This window comes from Zhihengliuella sp. (assembly GCF_031178195.1).
Lineage (GTDB): Bacteria > Actinomycetota > Actinomycetes > Actinomycetales > Micrococcaceae > Zhihengliuella.
This window is the reverse complement of record NZ_JAPSJL010000003.1, coordinates 385,906-404,293: the sequence shown is the minus strand read 5'-3', so window position 1 is coordinate 404,293 and position 18,388 is coordinate 385,906. Positions and strand designations below refer to the sequence as shown.

17 protein-coding genes are annotated in these 18,388 nt (G+C 70.7%); 2 read left to right on the top strand and 15 right to left on the bottom strand.

Annotated features, from left to right (window positions below):
* Positions 1 to 19: 19 nt before the first annotated feature.
* From RIN46_RS06980 to rimP, 10 genes are all read right to left on the bottom strand, one after another.
* Positions 20 to 856, bottom strand: a complete 837-nt coding sequence (locus tag RIN46_RS06980; RefSeq protein ID WP_309080202.1) for a class I SAM-dependent methyltransferase — start codon at positions 854 to 856, stop codon at positions 20 to 22.
* Between the two features lie 4 nt (positions 857 to 860).
* On the bottom strand, positions 861 to 1,889 hold the full coding sequence (locus RIN46_RS06975; RefSeq protein WP_309080203.1) for a bifunctional riboflavin kinase/FAD synthetase: 1,029 nt from the start codon (positions 1,887 to 1,889) through the stop codon (positions 861 to 863).
* 117 nt (positions 1,890 to 2,006) lie between these two features.
* Positions 2,007 to 2,426, bottom strand: coding sequence for a hypothetical protein (locus RIN46_RS06970; RefSeq protein ID WP_309080204.1), 420 nt, complete (start codon positions 2,424 to 2,426; stop codon positions 2,007 to 2,009).
* Entirely contained in the window at positions 2,423 to 2,797 is a 375-nt protein-coding gene (locus tag RIN46_RS06965; protein WP_309080205.1) for a hypothetical protein, read from the bottom strand. Before RIN46_RS06965 ends, RIN46_RS06970 begins: the two co-directional genes overlap by 4 nt.
* 58 nt (positions 2,798 to 2,855) lie before the next feature.
* Complete coding sequence (gene truB, locus RIN46_RS06960; RefSeq protein ID WP_309080512.1) at positions 2,856 to 3,719, bottom strand: tRNA pseudouridine(55) synthase TruB; 864 nt, start codon at positions 3,717 to 3,719, stop codon at positions 2,856 to 2,858.
* A 71-nt stretch (positions 3,720 to 3,790) separates the two neighbouring features.
* On the bottom strand, positions 3,791 to 4,252 hold the full coding sequence (gene rbfA, locus RIN46_RS06955; RefSeq protein WP_309080206.1) for a 30S ribosome-binding factor RbfA: 462 nt from the start codon (positions 4,250 to 4,252) through the stop codon (positions 3,791 to 3,793).
* Positions 4,253 to 4,357: 105 nt separating this feature from the next.
* Positions 4,358 to 7,231 (bottom strand): translation initiation factor IF-2, encoded by a 2,874-nt coding sequence (gene infB / locus RIN46_RS06950; RefSeq protein WP_309080207.1) that lies wholly within the window; start codon positions 7,229 to 7,231, stop codon positions 4,358 to 4,360.
* 161 nt (positions 7,232 to 7,392) lie between these two features.
* On the bottom strand, positions 7,393 to 7,725 hold the full coding sequence (locus RIN46_RS06945; RefSeq protein ID WP_309080208.1) for a YlxR family protein: 333 nt from the start codon (positions 7,723 to 7,725) through the stop codon (positions 7,393 to 7,395).
* 189 nt (positions 7,726 to 7,914) lie between these two features.
* On the bottom strand, positions 7,915 to 8,889 hold the full coding sequence (gene nusA, locus RIN46_RS06940) for a transcription termination factor NusA (protein WP_309080209.1): 975 nt from the start codon (positions 8,887 to 8,889) through the stop codon (positions 7,915 to 7,917).
* A complete protein-coding gene (gene rimP / locus RIN46_RS06935; RefSeq protein WP_309080210.1) occupies positions 8,890 to 9,468 on the bottom strand; it encodes a ribosome maturation factor RimP in 579 nt (192 codons plus the stop codon). It lies immediately after the preceding gene.
* A 239-nt stretch (positions 9,469 to 9,707) separates the two neighbouring features.
* Between rimP and RIN46_RS06930 the strand changes: the two genes are divergently transcribed.
* The gene (locus RIN46_RS06930; protein ID WP_309080211.1) at positions 9,708 to 11,105 is read left to right on the top strand and encodes a hypothetical protein; all 1,398 of its coding nucleotides are present in this window, start codon (positions 9,708 to 9,710) and stop codon (positions 11,103 to 11,105) included.
* Positions 11,106 to 11,154: 49 nt separating this feature from the next.
* Here RIN46_RS06930 and RIN46_RS06925 read toward each other — a convergent pair whose 3' ends face one another.
* A complete protein-coding gene (locus tag RIN46_RS06925; RefSeq protein WP_375141843.1) occupies positions 11,155 to 11,982 on the bottom strand; it encodes a sulfite exporter TauE/SafE family protein in 828 nt (275 codons plus the stop codon).
* A 26-nt stretch (positions 11,983 to 12,008) separates the two neighbouring features.
* Positions 12,009 to 13,814: a proline--tRNA ligase gene (locus RIN46_RS06920; protein ID WP_309080212.1), complete on the bottom strand. Its 1,806-nt coding sequence runs from the start codon at positions 13,812 to 13,814 to the stop codon at positions 12,009 to 12,011.
* 152 nt (positions 13,815 to 13,966) lie between these two features.
* On the opposite strand from RIN46_RS06920, the gene RIN46_RS06915 reads away from it, so the two are divergent.
* Entirely contained in the window at positions 13,967 to 15,142 is a 1,176-nt protein-coding gene (locus tag RIN46_RS06915) for a benzoate/H(+) symporter BenE family transporter (RefSeq protein WP_309080213.1), read from the top strand.
* Between the two features lie 134 nt (positions 15,143 to 15,276).
* On the opposite strand, the gene RIN46_RS06910 is transcribed toward RIN46_RS06915, so the two are convergent.
* From RIN46_RS06910 to RIN46_RS06900, 3 genes are all read right to left on the bottom strand, one after another.
* Entirely contained in the window at positions 15,277 to 16,227 is a 951-nt protein-coding gene (locus RIN46_RS06910; protein ID WP_309080214.1) for a nuclease-related domain-containing protein, read from the bottom strand.
* A gap of 15 nt (positions 16,228 to 16,242) precedes the next feature.
* Entirely contained in the window at positions 16,243 to 17,181 is a 939-nt protein-coding gene (locus tag RIN46_RS06905; protein ID WP_309080215.1) for a restriction endonuclease, read from the bottom strand.
* Positions 17,182 to 17,520: 339 nt separating this feature from the next.
* Positions 17,521 to 18,354, bottom strand: a complete 834-nt coding sequence (locus RIN46_RS06900) for a GNAT family N-acetyltransferase (protein ID WP_309080216.1) — start codon at positions 18,352 to 18,354, stop codon at positions 17,521 to 17,523.
* Positions 18,355 to 18,388: the final 34 nt, after the last annotated feature.

Sequence of the window (18,388 nt, the reverse complement as noted above, 5' to 3'; positions counted from 1 at the left end):
GTGCCTCCGCGCGCGTCCGTCAGTCGCGGACGGCGCGCCAGGCGTGGGTGTAGTAGGGCAGTTCGAGCCGCTCCCCCGGGGCGTGGCCGAGGTGCTCGTAGAGGTACCAGTCCAGATTCGCCATGACTTTCGCCCGGGTCGACTCCGCGGCGCGCAGGTAGTAGGCGCGCGACTTCGCGAGCTCGCGCAGGAACTCCGGGGTCACGGGCTCCCGCCAGTGCTCGTGGTGCGCCCGCCAGGGGCCGAAGCCCGGTCCCTTCGCCGGTTCGAATTCGGGGCGGTGCACGTCGCCGGCGTGCATGATCCGTGCCAGCCGGTGCACCCATGGCACGGTGACGTCCAACTGGTTCCAGACCAGGCCCAGGGCGCCGGCCGGGCGCAGCAACCGGGCCGCCTCCGCCGTCGCACGCGCCGGGTCCACCCAGTGCCAGGCCTGGGCGCAGACGACGACGTCGAACGCCGCCTCCGCGAGCCCCGTCGCCTCGGCCGGTGCCTCGACGCAGCGGACGCCGGGCAGTTTGGCAGCCAGCGCGCGGAGCATGTCGGCGGAGGGGTCCAGCGCCGTGACGTGCGCCCCGCGCTCGACGAGCTGGGCCGTCAGGATGCCGGTTCCGGCCCCGACATCCAGAACGTCCGCTCCGGAGCCGCCGGGGTCCGTGGGCCCGGTGGTCCCGGGGGCCTCCCGCACAGGAGCCCCGCCTCCGGCACCGAGGAGGAAGTCGACGGCAGCCGCCGGGTAGGCGGGCCGCACGGCGTCGTAGTGGTCGGCGCCCTCGGTGAAGGCCTCGCCGATCTCGGCGCGGATGCGCGGCGCCCGCCGGGGCAGGTTGGGCACCGGGGCGGGCTGGTCGCTCACAACCCTACTCGGCCCGGGAGGCCGACGCCGTCTCGTCGGCCGGCCGCTCGCCCGCGGTCCCGGGCCCGGAGGCGTTGCCGCGCACCCCGCCCGCCCGGAGGACCGCGCGGGCCTGGACGACGTCGTCGTCCATCTGCTCGATCAGTGCCTCGACCCCGCGGTAGGCGACCATCGGGCGGAGCCGCTCCACGAATTCCACGACGACCCGCTGCCCGTAGAGGTCGAAGCTCTCCACGGGCTCGTCCGGGCGGTCGATCACGTGCGCCTCGACCTGCCGCCCGACGCCCTCGAACGTGGGATTGGAGCCGACCGAGATGGCCGCCGGCCAGCGCGTTCCGGCCTCGTCGACCAGCCATCCGGCGTAGACGCCGTCGGCCGGGATGATGCCGTCCGCCGTGGGCGCCAGGTTGGCGGTCGGGAAGCCGAGCTCGCGGCCGCGGGCTGCGCCGTGGACCACCTCGCCGCGCATCCGGTGCGGTCGGCCGAGCACCTCGGCCGCCGTGGCGACATCGCCGGCGGCGAGGGACTCGCGGATCCAGGTGGAGGACCAGCGGCGGCCGCTGCCGACGTCGTCGATCCCCACGACGTCGAACCCGTACCGCCGGCCGAGCTCGACCATGGTCTGGAAGTCGCCGTGGTTGCCGCAGCCGAACCGCACGTCGTGCCCGATGACGACGGCGCAGGCGCCCAGGGCGTCGACGATGACGCTCTGGACGAACTCCTGGGCGGTGGCCTGGGCGAAGTCGAGGGTGTAGTGCAGGGTCAGCAGCGCGTCGACGCCGCACTCGGCGACGAGCTCGGTCCGGTCCTCGAGGCCCATGATGAGCGGCGGAGCCTGGTCCGGCTGGTGCACCCGGCGCGGGTGCGGGTCGAACGTGATGGCGACGGCGGACGCCTGGCGCCGCTCGGCCTCGCCGACGAGCTGGCGGAGCACGGCGCAGTGGCCCCGGTGGACGCCGTCGAAGTTCCCGATGGTCACCACGGCGGGTCCGAACCCGGCTGGCACGGCCTCCAGGCCTGTCCAGTGCTGCACGTTGCTCCTTCTCTGCGTGGTGTCCGCTCGTCCGCTCCGCCACGGGCGGCCCGATCCGAGTCGACTCTAGTACGGCCGGGGCCCGCGCGCTCGCGCGGACCGCCTCCGGCCCCCGGGCTAGGTGGCGGCCGTCCGGACCTCGGCGGGGTCGCGGTGGCGGACGAGCCACCAGAGACCCACCAGGGGCAGGACGAGGGGGACGTAGCCGTAGCCGCTGCCGAAGTGGGACCAGACGGCGGGATGGGCGAAGAGGTGCGGCACGGCGAAGCTCAGCACGCCGACGACGACCACGCCCAGGAACTCGAACCCGACGGCGGCCAGCGAGAGCCGCCAGCTCCCCGGCCTGCGGGAGGCCAGGGCGACGGTGGCGACGATGTAGACGACCGCGGCCAACGCGCTGAGCAGGTACGCCACGGGGGCCTCGGAGAACTCCGTTGCGATCTGGTAGCCGGCCCGCGCGGTGGCCGCGAGGGCGAAGATGCCGTACACGGCGATGATGATGCGGCCCAGTCCGGTCTGCCGCTCCTGGCGCCTCACGCGAGCACTCCCCCGTGCCAGATCTGCTCCATGCGGAACAGCATGACGAACACGGTGGCGCCGACGGCGGCGAGCACCAGATTGGACCATCGGGTCTTGTCCGTCACGGCCCACCAGAAGGCCAGGACGGGGATGAGCAGGGCCGTCAGCAGGTAGCCCCAGAACTCCCACAGCTCGCCGGAGACGGGGTCCCCGCCCGCCTGCCGGATGCCGGCGGCGACGCCGTAGACGATGAGGAAGAGCTCGACGGCGGCGACGCCGAGGATCGCGATGTCGTCCGGGTAGTCCCGGGCGAAGGTCGCGACGACGGCGACGATCACCGACACTGCGCACACGACGGCGCCGGCGATGAAGAAACCGGAAGCGAGCACGGGGTTGTTCTGCCTTTCTGGGTTCCAGGCCTGACGGCCCGGGTGGTTCCTGGGGCCGCTAGGAGGCGGCGAACACGAGTTCCGGCCGGGCGACGTCGTCCCTGTCCACCAGGAGCGCCACGACCGTGCCGTCGGGCGCGACGGCGGCGACGGGCCCGTCGGCACCGGTAGGCGGGATCCGGCGCCCGAAGCTCAGCTCGATCGCTTCCTCGGCGGTGAGCATGCGCTCGGGGAAGAGGGCGCGGGCGGCGGCGTCCAGATCGAGCATCCCGAACGCATCGGCGAGCTCGTCCATGGTGCGGGCCATGTCGATCGAGTACGGGCCCACCCGGGTGCGCCGCAGGACCGTGAGGTGCCCGCCGACGTCGAGCGCCTCCCCCAGATCCCGGGCGAGGGCACGAATGTAGGTGCCGGAGGAGCACTCGACGGTCGCGTCCACGTCGACGATGCGGCCGCCCTGGAGACGGCGCACCTCGTGGACGTCGAATCGGCTGACCGTGACCGGCCGCGCCGGCAGCTCCACGTCCTCGCCCTTGCGGACGCGGGCGTAGGACCGCTGACCGTCGACCTTGATGGCGCTGACGGAGGAGGGCACCTGCATGATGTCACCGGTGAGCCGGGCGACGGCGTCGAGCACGGCCGCCTCGGTCACCGCCGCGGCGATGCGCTCCTGCACGATCTCGCCCTCGGCGTCGTCCGTCACCGTGCTCTGCCCGAGGCGGATGGTCGCGGTGTAGGTCTTGCCGGTGCCGACGATGTACGTCAGGAGTCGGGTGGCCTTGTTGACGCCGACGACGAGCACTCCGGTGGCCATGGGGTCCAGGGTCCCGGCGTGGCCGACCTTCCGGGTGCCGGCGAGGCGTCGCATCCGGCCGACGACGTCGTGGCTGGTCCAGCCCTTCGGCTTGTCCACGATGACCAGGCCGGAGGCGGTGTTCTGCGGCCGCTTCCGACCCTGTCCCCCGGCCTCCGGTTCCCTGGTGCCCCCTGCGGTCACGCTCGCGCTTCCCCTGCCTCGTCGTCGTCCTCGAGGTCCGACTCGGAGGTCCTGTACGGGTCGGCGTCGCCGGCCGGCTTCGCCTGCTGGGCCAGGGCGGCCACCTCGGCGTCGCGCTCCTTGGCCTGGCGGAGCAGGTCCTCGAGGTGGGACGCGTTGACGGGGATCTCGTCGGCCACGAACTCGAGCGACGGCGTCAGCCGGATCGTGAGGTTCCGGCCGACCTCCTTGCGGAGCACGCCCTTGGCCTTCTCGAGGGCTTTGGCGGCGTCCTCCTTGGCGGTCTCGTCGCCGAAGACCGTGTAGTAGATGGTCGCCTGCTGCAGATCGCTCGTGACCCGGGCGTCCGTCACGGTGATGGCGTCGACGCGGGGATCCTTCACGACCTTGCCCAGGGCCTGGGCCACGACGACCTTGATTCGCTGCGCGAGCCGTGCCGCGCGTGCCTGATCAGCCATGCTGACCTCCTTCGGAGCGATCTCTGGTAGAGAAAACTTATCAATGAACGCGCGCGACGGCGGGCCCGCTGTGCGAGCCCGCCGTCCCTGTGCGCGGTGCGCGGATCAGACGCGCGGCTTCTCCTGCATCTCGAAGGTCTCGATCACGTCGCCTTCCTTGATGTCGTTGAAGGAGCCGAGGCCGATACCGCACTCGTAGCCCTCGCGGACCTCGGTGGCGTCGTCCTTGAACCGCTTGAGCGACTCGATGGTCAGCCGGTCGGCGACCACGTTGCCGTCGCGCACCAGGCGGGCCTTGGTGTTGCGGCGGATGATGCCCGAGCGGACGATCGAGCCGGCGATGTTGCCCCACTTGGACGAGCGGAAGACCTCGCGGACCTCCGCCGAGCCGAGCTGGACCTCCTCGTACTCCGGCTTGAGCATGCCCTTCAGCGCAGCCTCGATGTCGTCGATCGCCGAGTAGATGACCGAGTAGAAGCGCATGTCGACGCCCTCCTTGTCGGCCAGTTCGGCGACGCGCTCGGCCGGTCGGACGTTGAAGCCGATGATGATGGCGTTGTCCACGGTCGCGAGGTTGACGTCGTTCTGCGTGATCGCGCCCACGCCGCGGTGGATGACGCGCAGCTGCACGTCCTCGCCCACGTCGATCTTGAGCAGCGAGTCCTCGAGCGCCTCGACCGCACCGGAGACGTCGCCCTTGAGGATGAGGTTGAGGGTGTCGATCTTGCCCTCGGCCACAGCCTGGTCGAAGTCCTCCAGGGTGATGCGCTTGCGACGCTTGGCCAGCGCCGCGTTGCGGTCGGCGGCCTCGCGCTTCTCGGCGATCTGACGGGCGGTGCGCTCGTCGTTGGTCACCAGGAAGGTGTCGCCTGCCCGCGGCACGGAAGACAGGCCGAGGACCTGGACCGGGCGGGACGGCAGTGCGACGTCGAGGTTCTCGCCGTTCTCGTTGAACATGGCGCGGACGCGTCCGTGCGCACGGCCGGCGACGATCGTGTCGCCGACGGCGAGCGTGCCGGACTGGACGAGGACGGTCGCGACGGCGCCGCGGCCCTTGTCCAGGTTGGCCTCGATCGCGACGCCACGGGCGTTCTTGTCCGGGTTGGCGCGCAGGTCCAGCGCGGCGTCCGCGGTGAGCAGGATCGCCTCGACCAGCTCGTCCAGGCCCTCCTTCTTCAGCGCGGAGACCGGGATGAACATGGTGTCGCCACCGTACTCCTCCGGGACCAGGCCGTACTCGGCGAGCTGGCCCTTGACCTTGTCCGGGTTCGCGCCCTCCTTGTCGACCTTGTTGACCGCGACGACGATCGGCACTTCGGCCGCCTGGGCGTGGTTGAGCGCCTCGATCGTCTGCGGCATGACGCCGTCGTCCGCGGCGACCACGAGCACGGCGATGTCGGTCACCTTGGCACCACGGGCACGCATGGCGGTGAACGCCTCGTGGCCCGGGGTATCGATGAACGTGAGCGCGCGCTCCTCGCCCTCGTGGTGCGTCTCGATCTGGTAGGCACCGATGTGCTGGGTGATGCCGCCGGCCTCGCCCTCGATGACGTTCGCCTTGCGGATCGAGTCCAGCAGGCGGGTCTTGCCGTGGTCGACGTGACCCATGACGGTGACCACCGGCGGACGCGGCTCCAGCATCTCGTCGGTCTCTGCCTCGCGCTCGTCCTCGAGGTTGATGTCGAAGGACTCGAAGAGCTCGCGCTCCTCGTCCTCGGGCGAGACGACCTGGACCTTGTAGCCCAGCTCCTCGCCGAGGAGCTCGAAGGTCGCCTCGTCGAGCGACTGCGTCGCCGTCGCCATCTCGCCGAGGGTCATGAGCACCGTCACGAGCGCTGCCGGGTTGGCGTTGATCTTCTCGGCGAAGTCAGCCACCGAGGAGCCGCGGCGCAGGCGGACGACCGTCTGGCCGTCGCCCTTCGGGACGCTGACGCCGCCGAAGCTGCGCTCGTTCTGCTGCTCGAATTCCTGACGCTTCGCGCGCTTCGACTTGCGCTGCTTGCTGCGCGATCCACCCTTGCCGAAGGCACCGGCCGTGCCGCCGCGACCGCGGCCTCCGCCGCCGCCGGGACGGAATCCGCCACCGCCGCCGGGCGCGCCGCCCGGACGTCCGGGTGCACCGGGGCGGCCGGGGCCGCCACCGGGACGGCCGCCGCCAGCCGCCGGCTTGGGGCGCTGCTGCGGCATCATGGCCGGGTTCGGACGAGCGCCGCCGCCCTGCGGGGCGCCCGCGGGACGCGGGGCCGCCGGACGGGGGCCACCGGTGCCGGGGGCGCCCTGACGGCCGCCGGCCGGACGCGGACCTGCCGCGCCGCCGCCGGCGGGACGCGGGGCGCCCGGGCGGGGGCCGCCTGGACGCTGTCCGCCTGCGCCGCCCGGGCGCATGCCCTGCTGGGTGGCGTACGGGTTGTTGCCGGGACGCGGCGCGGCCGGGCGCGGACCCGGGCGGGGGCCGCCGCGCTCGTCGCTGCCGCGCATGCCCTGGGTCGGCGCGAACGGGTTGTTGCCCGGGCGGGCGGACGTCGGCTTGGAGGCCGGACGCGGAGCGCCCGGCTTGGGGCCGGACGCCTTGGGGGCGGGGTTCTGCTCCGGGGCCGGGGCCTCGGGCTGCGCGGCCGGCGGCGTCGGGGCGGTGCCGGGCTGGGGCGCGCCCGCGCTCGGCTTCTCGGCGGCCGGTTCGGGCGCGGCGGCGGCCGGCTTGGGCGCAGGGGCCGTCCCGGGCTTCGGGGTGGAGCCCGGCTTGGGGGCGGAGCCCGGCTTGGGGGCCGAACCCGGCTTCGGGGCCTGGCCACCGGCGGGCTTGTCCGCCTTCTGCGCTCCGGCGCCGGGATAGGCGTCGCGGAGCTTCTTGACTACTGGGGGCTCGATCGTCGAGGACGCCGAGCGAACGAACTCGCCCATGTCCTGCAACTTTGCGAGTGCTTCCTTGGAAGGAATTCCGAGCTCTTTCGCGAGCTCGTGTACGCGGACCTTGGCCACATTTCTCCTGTCTCGGTCCGCCCCTGCACTCGAAAGCAACTAGAGGTGAACCGTCGTTTTCCTACTCGTCCGGGGGCCACGCTGGCGCGGCACACCGGTTGCGGCGCATAACTCGTATGTCATAGCTAGGCGCTCATCGCTTGCCGCTCATCGGGTTTCCATCAGATTTCTGACCCGCTTTCAGGTTGGACGGTTACGTCGGCGCGCCCCATGGAGTGGAACGCGTCGATGGCCGCGGTCAGCCGCGCCTCGTCGGGCATGCGCACCTGGGCCCTGAAGGCCCGGTTGAATGCCCGTTTCCTGACGGCTGCTGCAGCACACGCCGGATCCGGGTGCAACCATGCACCCCGGCCGGACATGCGTCGGCGGAGATCCGGCACGACGGCGGCCTGGCCGCCCTCGCTCTTCTCCCTCACCCAACGCATCAACTGAGTCTGGTCGGCGGTCTGCCGGCATCCGATGCACGTCCGCCGCGGGCTCTGCTGCTCGCTCACGTAACGCCGTCATCTCCTGCCTGCCCCGCATTCCTGCGGGTACTTGCCAACACTCCGGCTCTCGGCGGACCGCATAACAATGCGGGCCCGCACCTGAACCGCAGTCCAGTCTACCGCGCCGGGAGCCGCCTCGTCGCCCCACCCTGCTGCGGGCGGGGCGGGTCCTCCCGGCCCGGACGCCGGCAGGCGCTACTCGGCCGCCTTGGCGTCGGAGACGATGTCGATGCGCCAGCCGGTCAGCTTGGCGGCGAGGCGCGCGTTCTGGCCCTCCTTGCCGATCGCGAGCGACAGCTGGTAGTCGGGGACCACCACGCGGGCCTGCCGGGCCGCCTCGTCGACGATCGTGACCGAGCTGACCTTGGACGGGGACAGCGCCGCCGCGATGAACTTGGCCGGATCCTCGTTGTAGTCGACGATGTCGATCTTCTCGTCGTTGAGGTCGCTCATGACCGCCCGCACGCGGGTGCCCATCTCGCCGATGCACGCGCCCTTGGCGTTGATTCCGGGCTTGCGCGCGTGCACGGCCATCTTGGTGCGGTGGCCGGCCTCGCGGGCCAGGGCCACGATCTCGACCGTGCCGTCGGAGATCTCCGGGACTTCGAACTCGAAGAGCCGGCGGACCAGGTTCGGGTGCGAGCGCGAGAGCGTGATCGAGGGGCCCTTGAGGCCCTTGTTCACGCCGGTCACGTAGGCGCGGATGCGCTTGCCGTGGGAGTAGTCCTCGCCGGGGACCTGCTCGGGCGGCGGGAGGAGCCCCTCGACCTCGCCGAGGTCGACCTGGACCATGTGGGGGTTGCTGCCCTGCTGGATCTGGCCGGAGATCAGCTCGCCCTCCTTGCCCTTGAACCGCCCGAGGATGTTGTCGTCCTCGGCATCGCGCAGGCGCTGCATGATCACCTGGCGGGCGGTCGAGGCGGCGATCCGCCCGAAGCCCTCGGGGGTATCGTCGAACTCGCCGACGACCTCGCCGTTGTGCTCGATCTCCTTGGCCCAGATGGTCACGTGCCCGGTCCGCTGGTCCATCTCCGCCCGGGCCGCCGTGAACGCGCCGGGCGTCTTGTGGTATGCGGCGAGCAGCGCCTGCTCGATCGTCGGGATGATCTTCTCGAGCGAGATGCCGCGCTCGCTGACCAGGAGGCGCAGTGCTCCCATATCGATGTCCATCTAGGCCTCCTCTGCCTGCCCGTCGACCTGGAGGTCGACGAAGTCTTCTGTGCCGTCGCCGGCGGGTCGGTTGAATTCGACCTCCACCCTGCCGCGGCGGATCTGGTCGAACGGGACCCGGACGGGCTCTCCCGTCTTGGGCTTCATGCCCTTCTTGACCGGGAGCTGCGGGACGAGGACGACGCCGTCGTCCGTGACCTCCGCCAGGCGCCCGGTGATGTTCTCGTCGCCGGCGATGTTGGCCGTGACCAGCCGGCCGAGGTTGCGGCGCCAGTGGCGCGGCTCCGTCAGCGGGCGGCTCACCCCGAAGGACGAGACCTCGAGATCGTACGGGGCGTCCGTGTCGTGGGGGTCGGCGTCGAGTGCCGCGGACACCGACTGCGAGACCTCCGCGATCGTGTCCAGATCGACGCCCTCGGTGCCCTCTTCGCGGTCCACGACCACGTGGAGGGCGCGGTGGGCCGCCGAGTTGCGGATCTCAACATCTTCCAGAACGAGTCCGTGGGCGGCGACGGTGGGCCTCAGGTAGTCCGCGAGGCGGGCGGCCTCGGCTTGGGTCTCTTCCGGCTTCCCGGACATTGTTCCTCCCACATATTCGATGTTGTGCGCACCAGACTATCGACTTTCGTCGGCTCGCGCTGGAGCCGGCCGCACCCGCGGCGCCCGCCGCCTGCCGCCGTGGGACGACGGTCACGCGCCCGCGGCGGCACGCGGGGCGCCAGGCGCGGCTCCACTCAGGGAGGTTCGCCGGGACGCGGGCCGGCGACACCGTCCGGGATCGCCCCGGTGCCACCGGCCCCGTGGGATGATCGGAGGCGATGAGCCAGCGCCCCAGTCCCCCGAGATCCGCACCCTCCGGCCGAGGAGCGGAGCACGACGGCGGTTCCCGACCGTCCCGGCCGGGCCGCCTGGCCCGGGGGCTGCGCCAGCTGGCGGTCTTCGCGATCCTGGCCCTGATCATCGTCGCCCTGGGCACCACGGCCGTCACCGGCGGTCCCCGCGATCCCGAGACGCTCGCCGATCCGAGTGTCGAACAACACGTCGCCGCGCTGGCGGCCGGCGGTGCCGCACTGGGCGACGAGCTCCCCGCTGCCGTCCGTGAGGCGGTGTCCCGGCAGAGCGATCTGGTCGGCCCGCCGCAGACGGTGGAGCCGCTGTTCCCCTGGCTGCCCGAGAGCGAGCCGCGGGAGCCGGTGATCCCGCCGGCCGGAGACGTCGCGGTGTTCGCCGACCAGCTGGAGGCCTCCGCCCGGGCCGTCGTCGGGGCCGCGCTCGCGGCGCGCCTCGACCCGTCCTCGGAGGACGCCCGTGACCCCGCATCCGTGCCGCCGGAGCGCCTGCGCACCCTGGTGGCCGTGGCCCTGGAGCAGGTCCAGGCGCTGGAGCTCCTCGACGCCGACCGGGCCCACGCGCTGCGCGCCGAGCTCGGCTCGACGGCGATGTCCTCCGCGGCCCCGCCGTCGGCGAGCCCCATCTCCAGTGGACCCGATGCACCGGCAAGTCCGGAGTCCGGCTCCCCCGCGGAGGAGTCGGCGGGTCCGGGGTCCCAGAGTGCGGAGTCCCGGAGTCCCGAGCCCCAGAATCCCGAGTCCGGGAGTTCCGAGTCCAGCGACCCGACGTCGGGCCGTACCGCCTCCGAGAGCGGCTCGCCGACGCCTTCGCGCTCCGCCCCGGTGCCGGAGCAGGTGGCCACGGCGCACTGCGCGCCGGTGGTGGCGGCCGCCGACGCGGCGTACCGGACGGCCTACCTGTACGAGTACACCGCCGTCCGGTCCGGGGTCGCGTGGCCGGACGGCGGCATCGTCCCGGCAACGCCCGCCGAGTCCGCCGGAGCGGGGACGGCCGCGGAGGGCGCTGCGGCTCCGCCCGGCGCAGGCCCGGGCCTGGACGAGCCTCTCGCCACGTCTCCGCTGGCGGATCCGGCGGCCTGGTGGCCCACCGCCGAGCGCCGCGAGGCGCTCGGAGACCGGTTGGCCGATCTGCTGCCGCAGGGCTGCGTGGCGGTCCGGGAGCCCGCCTACGCGGCGCCCGCGGATCCCGAGCTGCCCGATGCCCTCGCGCAGGGCGAGGTGCAGCTCGCCCTGGCGCTGCGCGATGCGGCCGCGGCCGCCCCGGTCTCGCAGCGCGGCTGGCTCCTCGCCGAGGCCCTGGCCGGGTCCGCCCGCGCCACGGAGGATCCGTGGCTCACGCTCACGGCGCCCGCTGCCGAGGACTAGCGGAATCCACCAGGGGAAGCCCTCCGGGGCCGCGGAGGGCAGGCGTCGGCTAGAAGTTCTCGACGACGACGTCGTATCCGAGGCGGAGGATCAGCACCGAGACGACGACGAGGAACACGACCCGGATGAACCTGCTCCCCCGGGAGACCGCCATCCGCGCGCCTGTGTAGCCGCCGAGCATGTTGGCCACGCCGAGGGCCAGTCCGAGCCCCCAGAGGACGTGGCCACTGGGGATGAAGAAGACCAACGAGCCGAAGTTGGTCGCCATGTTCACCATCTTCGCCTTGGCCGAGGCGTCCAGGAAGTTGTAGCCCATCGCCACGACCATGGCGATGATCAGGAACGATCCGGTCCCGGGGCCGATCAAACCATCGTAGAAGCCGATGAGCGCGCCGATCGTGCCGGCGGCGACGTAGTGCCGGACGCCCTGGTGCCGCAGCTGCGTCAGCTCCCCCACGGTCGGCTTGACCGCGGTGAAGACCGCGACGGCGACGAGCGCGGCGACGATGATCGGCTTGAACACGGACGGGGGCAGGAGCGTGGCCACCACTGCCCCGCCGAAGCTGCCGGCGAGGGCTATCAGCGCCATGGGGATGGCGGTCCGCAGATCCGGGTGGACCCGTCGGTAGTAGGTGACGGCGCTCGTGGTGGTTCCGAAGATGGAGCCCATCTTGTTGGTCGCCAGCGCCTGCACCGGGGAGACCCCGGGGACGAGCAAGAGGGCGGGCAACTGAAGCAGCCCGCCCCCGCCGACGACGGCGTCGATCCACCCGGCGGCGAATCCGATGACGACGATCAGGGCCAGCGTTCCGGCCTGGATGCCGTCCAGGCCGGAACCACTCAGGAAGCCGAACTCAGCGCCGGTGAAGAGCTCCACGTCCGGGACCGGTGACGCCGGGCCGGCTACTGCTGGCCGCGGACGGCCTGGACGATGTAGTCCACGACCTCGGCGGTCGGGACGTTCTCCCGCTCGCCGCTCGCGCGGTCCTTCACCTCCACGAGGCCCTCGGCGTAGCCGCGGCCGATGACGGCGACCGTCGGGACGCCGATCAGCTCGGCGTCGCCGAACTTCACGCCGGCGGAGACCTTGGGCCGGTCGTCGAAGAGGACCTCGACGCCGCGGCCCTCGAGCTCCGCGACCAGGTCCTCGGCGGCCTGCACGAGCTCCTCGCCCTTGCCCGTGACCATGACGTGGACGTCGGCCGGCGCGACGACGCGCGGCCAAACCAGTCCCTTGTCGTCGTGGTAGGCCTCGGCGATGGCGGCGACGGCGCGGGTGACCCCGATGCCGTAGGAGCCCATCGTCACGGTGGCCTGCTTGCCGTTGGCGTCGAGGACCTTGAGGTGCAGCGACTCGGCGTACTTGCGGCCGAGCTGGAAGATGTGGCCGAGCTCGATGCCGCGCGCGGTCTCCAGCGGGCCGGAGCCGTCCGGTGCCGGATCGCCCTCGCGGACCTCGACGGCCTCGATGGTGCCGTCCCAGGTGAAGTCGCGTCCGGCGACGAGGCCGAAGACGTGCTGGCCGCGGACGTTGGCGCCGGTGATCCAGGTGGTGCCGGCGACGATGCGCGGGTCCACCAGGAACAGGATCCCGGAGGCGGCGTCGCGGCCGAGGACCTGGTGCTCGTGGCCGAGGCCCGGGCCGACGTAGCCCTTGACGAGCAGCGGCTGGATCTTGAGGTCCTCCTCGGTGGCCTGCTCCACGGCGACCTCGCCGCCGACGTCGAGGTGGCTCGCGAGGTTGGCCTGCACGCGCTTGAGGTCGACGGCCCGGTCGCCGGGGACCCCGATGACCACGAGCTCGCGCTCGCCCGTCGGCAGCGTCGCCGCCAGGACGACATTCTTCAGGGTGTCCGCGGCGGTCCAGGCGCGATCCTCGCGCGGGGCGAGCTCGTTGGCGGCCTCGACGAGCGTGTCGATGGTGGGCGTGTTCGGGGTGTGGCGCACCTGGAAGGGCGGGGCGTCGTCGTACGGGATGTCCTCGGGGACCACCGTGGTGACAGCCTCGACGTTCGCCGCATAGCCGCTGGCCGAACGGACGAACGTGTCCTCGCCGATGGGGGTCGGGTGCAGGAACTCCTCCGACTTGGAGCCGCCCATCGCGCCGGCGGTCGCGGCCACGGGGACGACCTCGAGGCCCAGGCGCTCGAAGATCTTGAGGTAGGCGGCGCGGTGCTTCTGGTAGGCCTCCTCGAGGCCCTCGTCGTCGATCGTGAAGGAGTAGGAGTCCTTCATGATGAACTCGCGCCCGCGCAGCAGGCCGGCGCGGGGGCGGGCCTCGTCCCGGTACTTCTGCTGGACCTGGTAGAGGTACACCGGCAGGTCCTTGTACGAGTTGTACAGGTCCTTCACCAGGAGGGTGAACATCTCCTCGTGCGTGGGGGCCAGCAGGTAGTCGGCCTCCTTGCGGTCCTGGAGACGGAAGAGGGCGTCGCCGTACTCGGTCCAGCGCCCGGTGGCCTCGTAGGGCTCGCGCGGCAGCAGGGAGGGGAAGGAGACCTCCTGGCCGCCGATGGCGTTCATCTCCTCGCGGATGATCTGCTCCACCTTGCCCAGTACCTTCAGTCCCATCGGCAGCCAGGTGTAGATTCCCGGGGCCGCGCGCCGGATATAGCCGGCGCGGACGAGCAGCTGATGGCTGGCGACCTCCGCATCCGCGGGGTTGTCGCGGAGCGTGCGCAAGAACAGGTTGGACAGGCGAAGGGCCACTAGCGTTCCGATCTACGAACTTCTCAGTACAAATCCTCACTCCCGCACAGGGCGGTGTTGAACCCCCACTGTAGCGTGACGACGCGGCGGAACGCGTCATCGGGAACCGCCGTCGCGACACCGCGGTCCGCCGGTCAATAGAGTGGACCTCCGTGTCCACCATCTCGGATCTCTCCCAGCCGGTCTCGGCCGGAATCGTCGGCGCGGTCACCGGCTTCGCGTCGTCGTTCGCGATCGTCCTCGCCGGCCTGACGGCCGTCGGCGCCACGTCGGCGCAGTTGTCGTCCGCGCTGCTCGTGCTCTGCCTGGCGCAGGGCGGACTGGCGATGCTGTTCAGCTGGCGGTACCGGATCCCGGTCTCGTTCGCCTGGTCGACGCCGGGTGCGGCCCTGCTCGTCACGGCCGGGGCCGTCACCGACGATTTCGCCGCGGCGGTCGGCGGCTTCGTCCTGTGCGGCTTGCTCATCGTCCTCACGGGATGCTGGCCCGTGCTGGGGCGCCTGATCAACCGTATCCCGCCGTCGATCGCGGCCGCCATGCTGGCGGGCATCCTCTTCCCGATCTGCCTCTCCCCCGTGACGGCGGCCGTCGAGCTCCCATTCGTGGCACTGCCGATCATCCTGGTCTGGCTGGTGCTGCAGCGGTTCGCGCCGCGCTGGGCCGTTCCCGCCGCCATGGTCGCCACCGCCGTCGGAGTCTTCCTCGTCGCGGAGCCGTCGACCGGCAGGCAGCCCGGCTGGCCGGCCTTCGACCTCGTGGCACCGGTCTGGGACCCGGCCGTCATGGTCGCCCTCGGCGTGCCCCTGTACATCGTCACGATGGCGGGCCAGAACATTCCCGGCTTCGCCGTCCTGACGACGTTCGGCTACCGCCGCGACATCAGCCGCTCGGTCCTGCTGGGCACGGGGGCCGCGAGCGGTCTCGGCGCCCTGGCCGCCGCCCCGCCGATGAACCTGGCTGCGCTCTCGGCCGCCATCATGGCCGGTCCGGACGCCCACGCGGACACGGGGCGGCGCTGGATCGCCGCCTTCGCCGGCGGGGCGACCTATCTGGTCCTCGGGCTGGCCGCGCCGCTGGCGACGCTCCTGGTGGAGTCGGCGCCGCCCTCGCTCATCCAGGCGGCGGCAGGACTCGCCCTGATGGGGGCGATGATCAATGCCGTCGGCACGGCCTTCGAGCGACCGGACCACCGGCTCGTGGCGCTCGGAACGTTCCTCGTGGTCGCCTCGGGAACCACCATCGCCGGTGTCGGCTCCGCGTTCTGGGGTCTGATCGCGGGCGGGTTCCTGCTCCTGACGGTCAGACCAGCGCCGCGCGAAGACAAGTAGACCCGTTCGTCCAGGGACGGTGCCGCACCCCATTCGAGGAGCTGCTCGATGGCGCGGCGCGGGTAGAGAAGGCCGCGGATCGCGGTGGGCGAAGAACCCGGCCCGCAGCCGGGGCTTCGTCGAGAAGCCCGCCCTCAGAACCGCGCGGGCCAAGCGGCTCTGAAACGTCCGAAGCCGACGATGTCGCCGGAATGTGGTTCGAGCGCTTCGACCATGCGCTCGACGTCGATCCCGCCGTTTCCGCTCCCTGACTTCAGGACCGCGTCCAAGCCGCTCCGGTCGAAGACCCGCACCTTCCACGTTGTCTGTTGATCGTGCGCCCTCAGGCGCACGTCCGCGTGGGAGTAGAAGACGCATGCTTCGATCCATGGAAGGCCGAGACCTTTCTCTGCGAATATGTCCTTGAGGTCGGCTACTTGACGTCCCGCCTGGATCACGGGAACGCGCCGACCGCCCTCCGGCCCTTCCGTCTCGGTCCGAATCTTGGCCCCGTTCCCGCCGATGTGGACGGCGAAGTGCTCACCGAGTTCGCGCTCATCGACCACGGCGCCCAAGTCACGGTGGAGAACTGAGGGCCGTACTCCATCGAAAACCAAACCCTTCCATCCCTTGTTCTCAATCAGGAAGACTTTTGACCGCGTGACGATGAGATGGTCGATTTGTCGCCGGTAGGCTGCATTTCCTTCCGAACCCCGCCGCAGGAAGACGACGTTGGACATTAGGGCGCCGTCAAGCGGTACTTTCGCACACGCAGCCAGAAGCGCCATTCGGGAGCCCAGATCATAGTCAAGTGCACTGGCCAGGAACCGATGCAACTGTTCTTCCCGCACAGCAGCTTCAGCAGCGGCGTCCGACGCTCGCCGTTCGAGGTCTTCGAGTGCTGTTTGCGTCTCCTCCAGGGCTCGCCGATGGAGCGTCGCCTCCTGCTCCGCCTTCGCTTGGTGGGCCTCCGCCAGTTCAGTGACCTGCGCATGGTGCTTCGCCCTGACGAGGGCCACCTGGCGCCGCCAGAGGACCATTAGGCCGACAGCCGCGCCGGCGAGGAGTAATACCAGGATCCAGGGGAGCCAATCCAACAGCGTCACGTCCTTCTAAATTTCCTACTCGAAGAAGTCCTCGTCGATACCGACCACCTGATAGGTCCGGGCTGCTTGGACTCCGACGCGGTACTTGATCATAAGACTGATGAGGCGCTGACCGTCAATGAGGATGATGCGAGTCGGAATGGCCGCAGCATAGTCGCGCGCCTGCTTGGTGAATGCACTGGTGGTGATAAAGACTCCCTTCGCGGCCCCTAAGCCGTGAAGCGCACCGATAAACGCCTGGATCTGTTCGCGGCCAACAGTATTTCCGGACCCATAGCGCTTGGCCTGCACGTAGAGGCGATCCAGACCGAGCGGATCTTGGTCGATCAGTCCATCCACTCCCCCGTCACCACTCCCACCGACTCGCATACCGCGCTGCTCAGCTCCTCCGTAGCCCATGCCCAAGAGAAGCTTGACGACGGCTTCCTCAAAGAAGTCTGGGTGACTGTCCCTGAGTCGGACGAGAAGCTGTTCCCCGACTTCAGTGTGCAATCGGTCGATGCCAGTCTGAATCTGCTCAAGGGGATCGGGGTCCTCCAAGTCATCTGCACGCCTCGTCGATCCGGCGTCGGAGCCCAGGCTGCCCTGCTGTACCCCTTCTTTGCGTTCGATCCACTGCGGGATATGCCGAAGGTGGCCCGTCGTCAGCGGACCCATGTTCTCGGCAAGCCAAGCTTGGCCATCCGGCGTGATCTCATAGATGGCCCGCGCCGGACGACGCAACAGGCCAGCCGTAAAGAGTTCCGACATCGCCCAGCCCACACGGTTCTCCGCTTTGGAATCGCCCATCGACAATGTAATGGCCCGCTGGCTTGCGGTAATCCCAACACTAGTCAACACTTCGTCGAGCAACGTGCGCCGCTCTTTTGCTTCACCGTCGCTCATGACCTCGAGAACGGGGTGCATAAACTCATGCCATTTCGGAATCCCGTCGCCGGTCAGTGGTTCCGTCATTAAGGCCCTCCTTCAATGGCGCGACGAGGCTGAGATTCGAGCATAATCTCGTCCGGTTTCATCAGCAGTCAACTCGACTCGTCTAAGGAAATCAACCTGCTTACTTGCAGAATCGATTTCTTTTCGATCCATGGCCGGTTCGCACTGCCGGCTGGTGACCACCGAGGTCCTCGCTCTGCGTTGCCGGTGCCGGGAAGGCCTTCGGAAGGCCACGTTGGACACGATGGACGTCAGCGACGAATTGGATCTGCCCGGACATGCGTCTAGGCACACGCAATGCTAGGAGGTTCAGCGGCGACATTTGCGTCGGCACCGACTGCAGGACGAGCGTCCTCGAACCTAGAACAGCACCGTCGCGAACTCGCCGACCCGTTCGAAGCCGACGCGGCGGTACGCGGCCAGCGCCGCGTCGTTGTAGTCGTTGACGTAGAGGCTCGCGATCGGTGCCGCGTCGAGCGTGTAGTTCAGCATCGCGGACATGTAGCTGGTCGACAGGCCCCGGCCGCGCAGCTCCGGCGCCAGCCAGACGCCCTGGATCTGCGCCGCAGCGGGCGTCACGGTCCCCAGGTCCGCCTTGAACTTCACTCCCCCGGCCGGCTCGATGTCCACCAGGCAGTGCCCCCGGACGATCAGCGAGCGAACCCGCCGGCGGTAGTAGTCCCCGCCCGTGGCGAGCGCGGAGTAGCCCAACTCCTCCTCGAACATGGCCGCGCTGGCCGGCAGGACGACGTCGTACTCCTCCGGCCGCGCCCGGCGCAGCGTGGCGGCGGGGGCGACCGACGAGGGGGTCGCCGTCGCCAGCAGCGGCTGGCTCTCGCGCACGCTGAAGGCCCGCTGGCGGCCGTGGCGGAGGGCCTCCCAGATCCCGCGGACGGCATCGGAGGGACCGAAGACGGAGGAGAAGTGCCGGTCGAGGCGGCGGATGGCCTCGCCGAAGCGCTGGCCCTGGTGCTCCGTGGCCGTCAGCGGCACCACGTTGGAGCCCACCCAGCAGGCGCTGAGCAGCTCGTCGTCGTCGAAGTACCCGAGAAACAGCGCACCGCCGGAGCTCGCGGCGGCGGGCTCGGCGGTGCCGTATCCGTCCAACTGGGACTGGATGAAGATGTGCGCGACGGGGTCCAGGACGGTCAGGTCCTGCAGCGCCGCGGTGTGCTCGTCCGTCAGGACGCGCACGTGACGGCTGAGCCGGTCGCCCGGCCCAGCTGCG

Excerpts from the sequence above, each read along its gene's own strand:
- rbfA (WP_309080206.1), bottom strand. The coding sequence starts at position 4,252 with ATGGCTGATCAGGCACGCGCGGCACGGCTCGCGCAGCGAATCAAGGTC.
- nusA (WP_309080209.1), bottom strand. The coding sequence starts at position 8,889 with ATGGACATCGATATGGGAGCACTGCGCCTCCTGGTCAGCGAGCGCGGC.
- rimP (WP_309080210.1), bottom strand. The coding sequence starts at position 9,468 with ATGTCCGGGAAGCCGGAAGAGACCCAAGCCGAGGCCGCCCGCCTCGCG.
- RIN46_RS06930 (WP_309080211.1), top strand. The coding sequence starts at position 9,708 with ATGAGCCAGCGCCCCAGTCCCCCGAGATCCGCACCCTCCGGCCGAGGA.
- RIN46_RS06905 (WP_309080215.1), bottom strand. The coding sequence starts at position 17,181 with ATGACGGAACCACTGACCGGCGACGGGATTCCGAAATGGCATGAGTTT.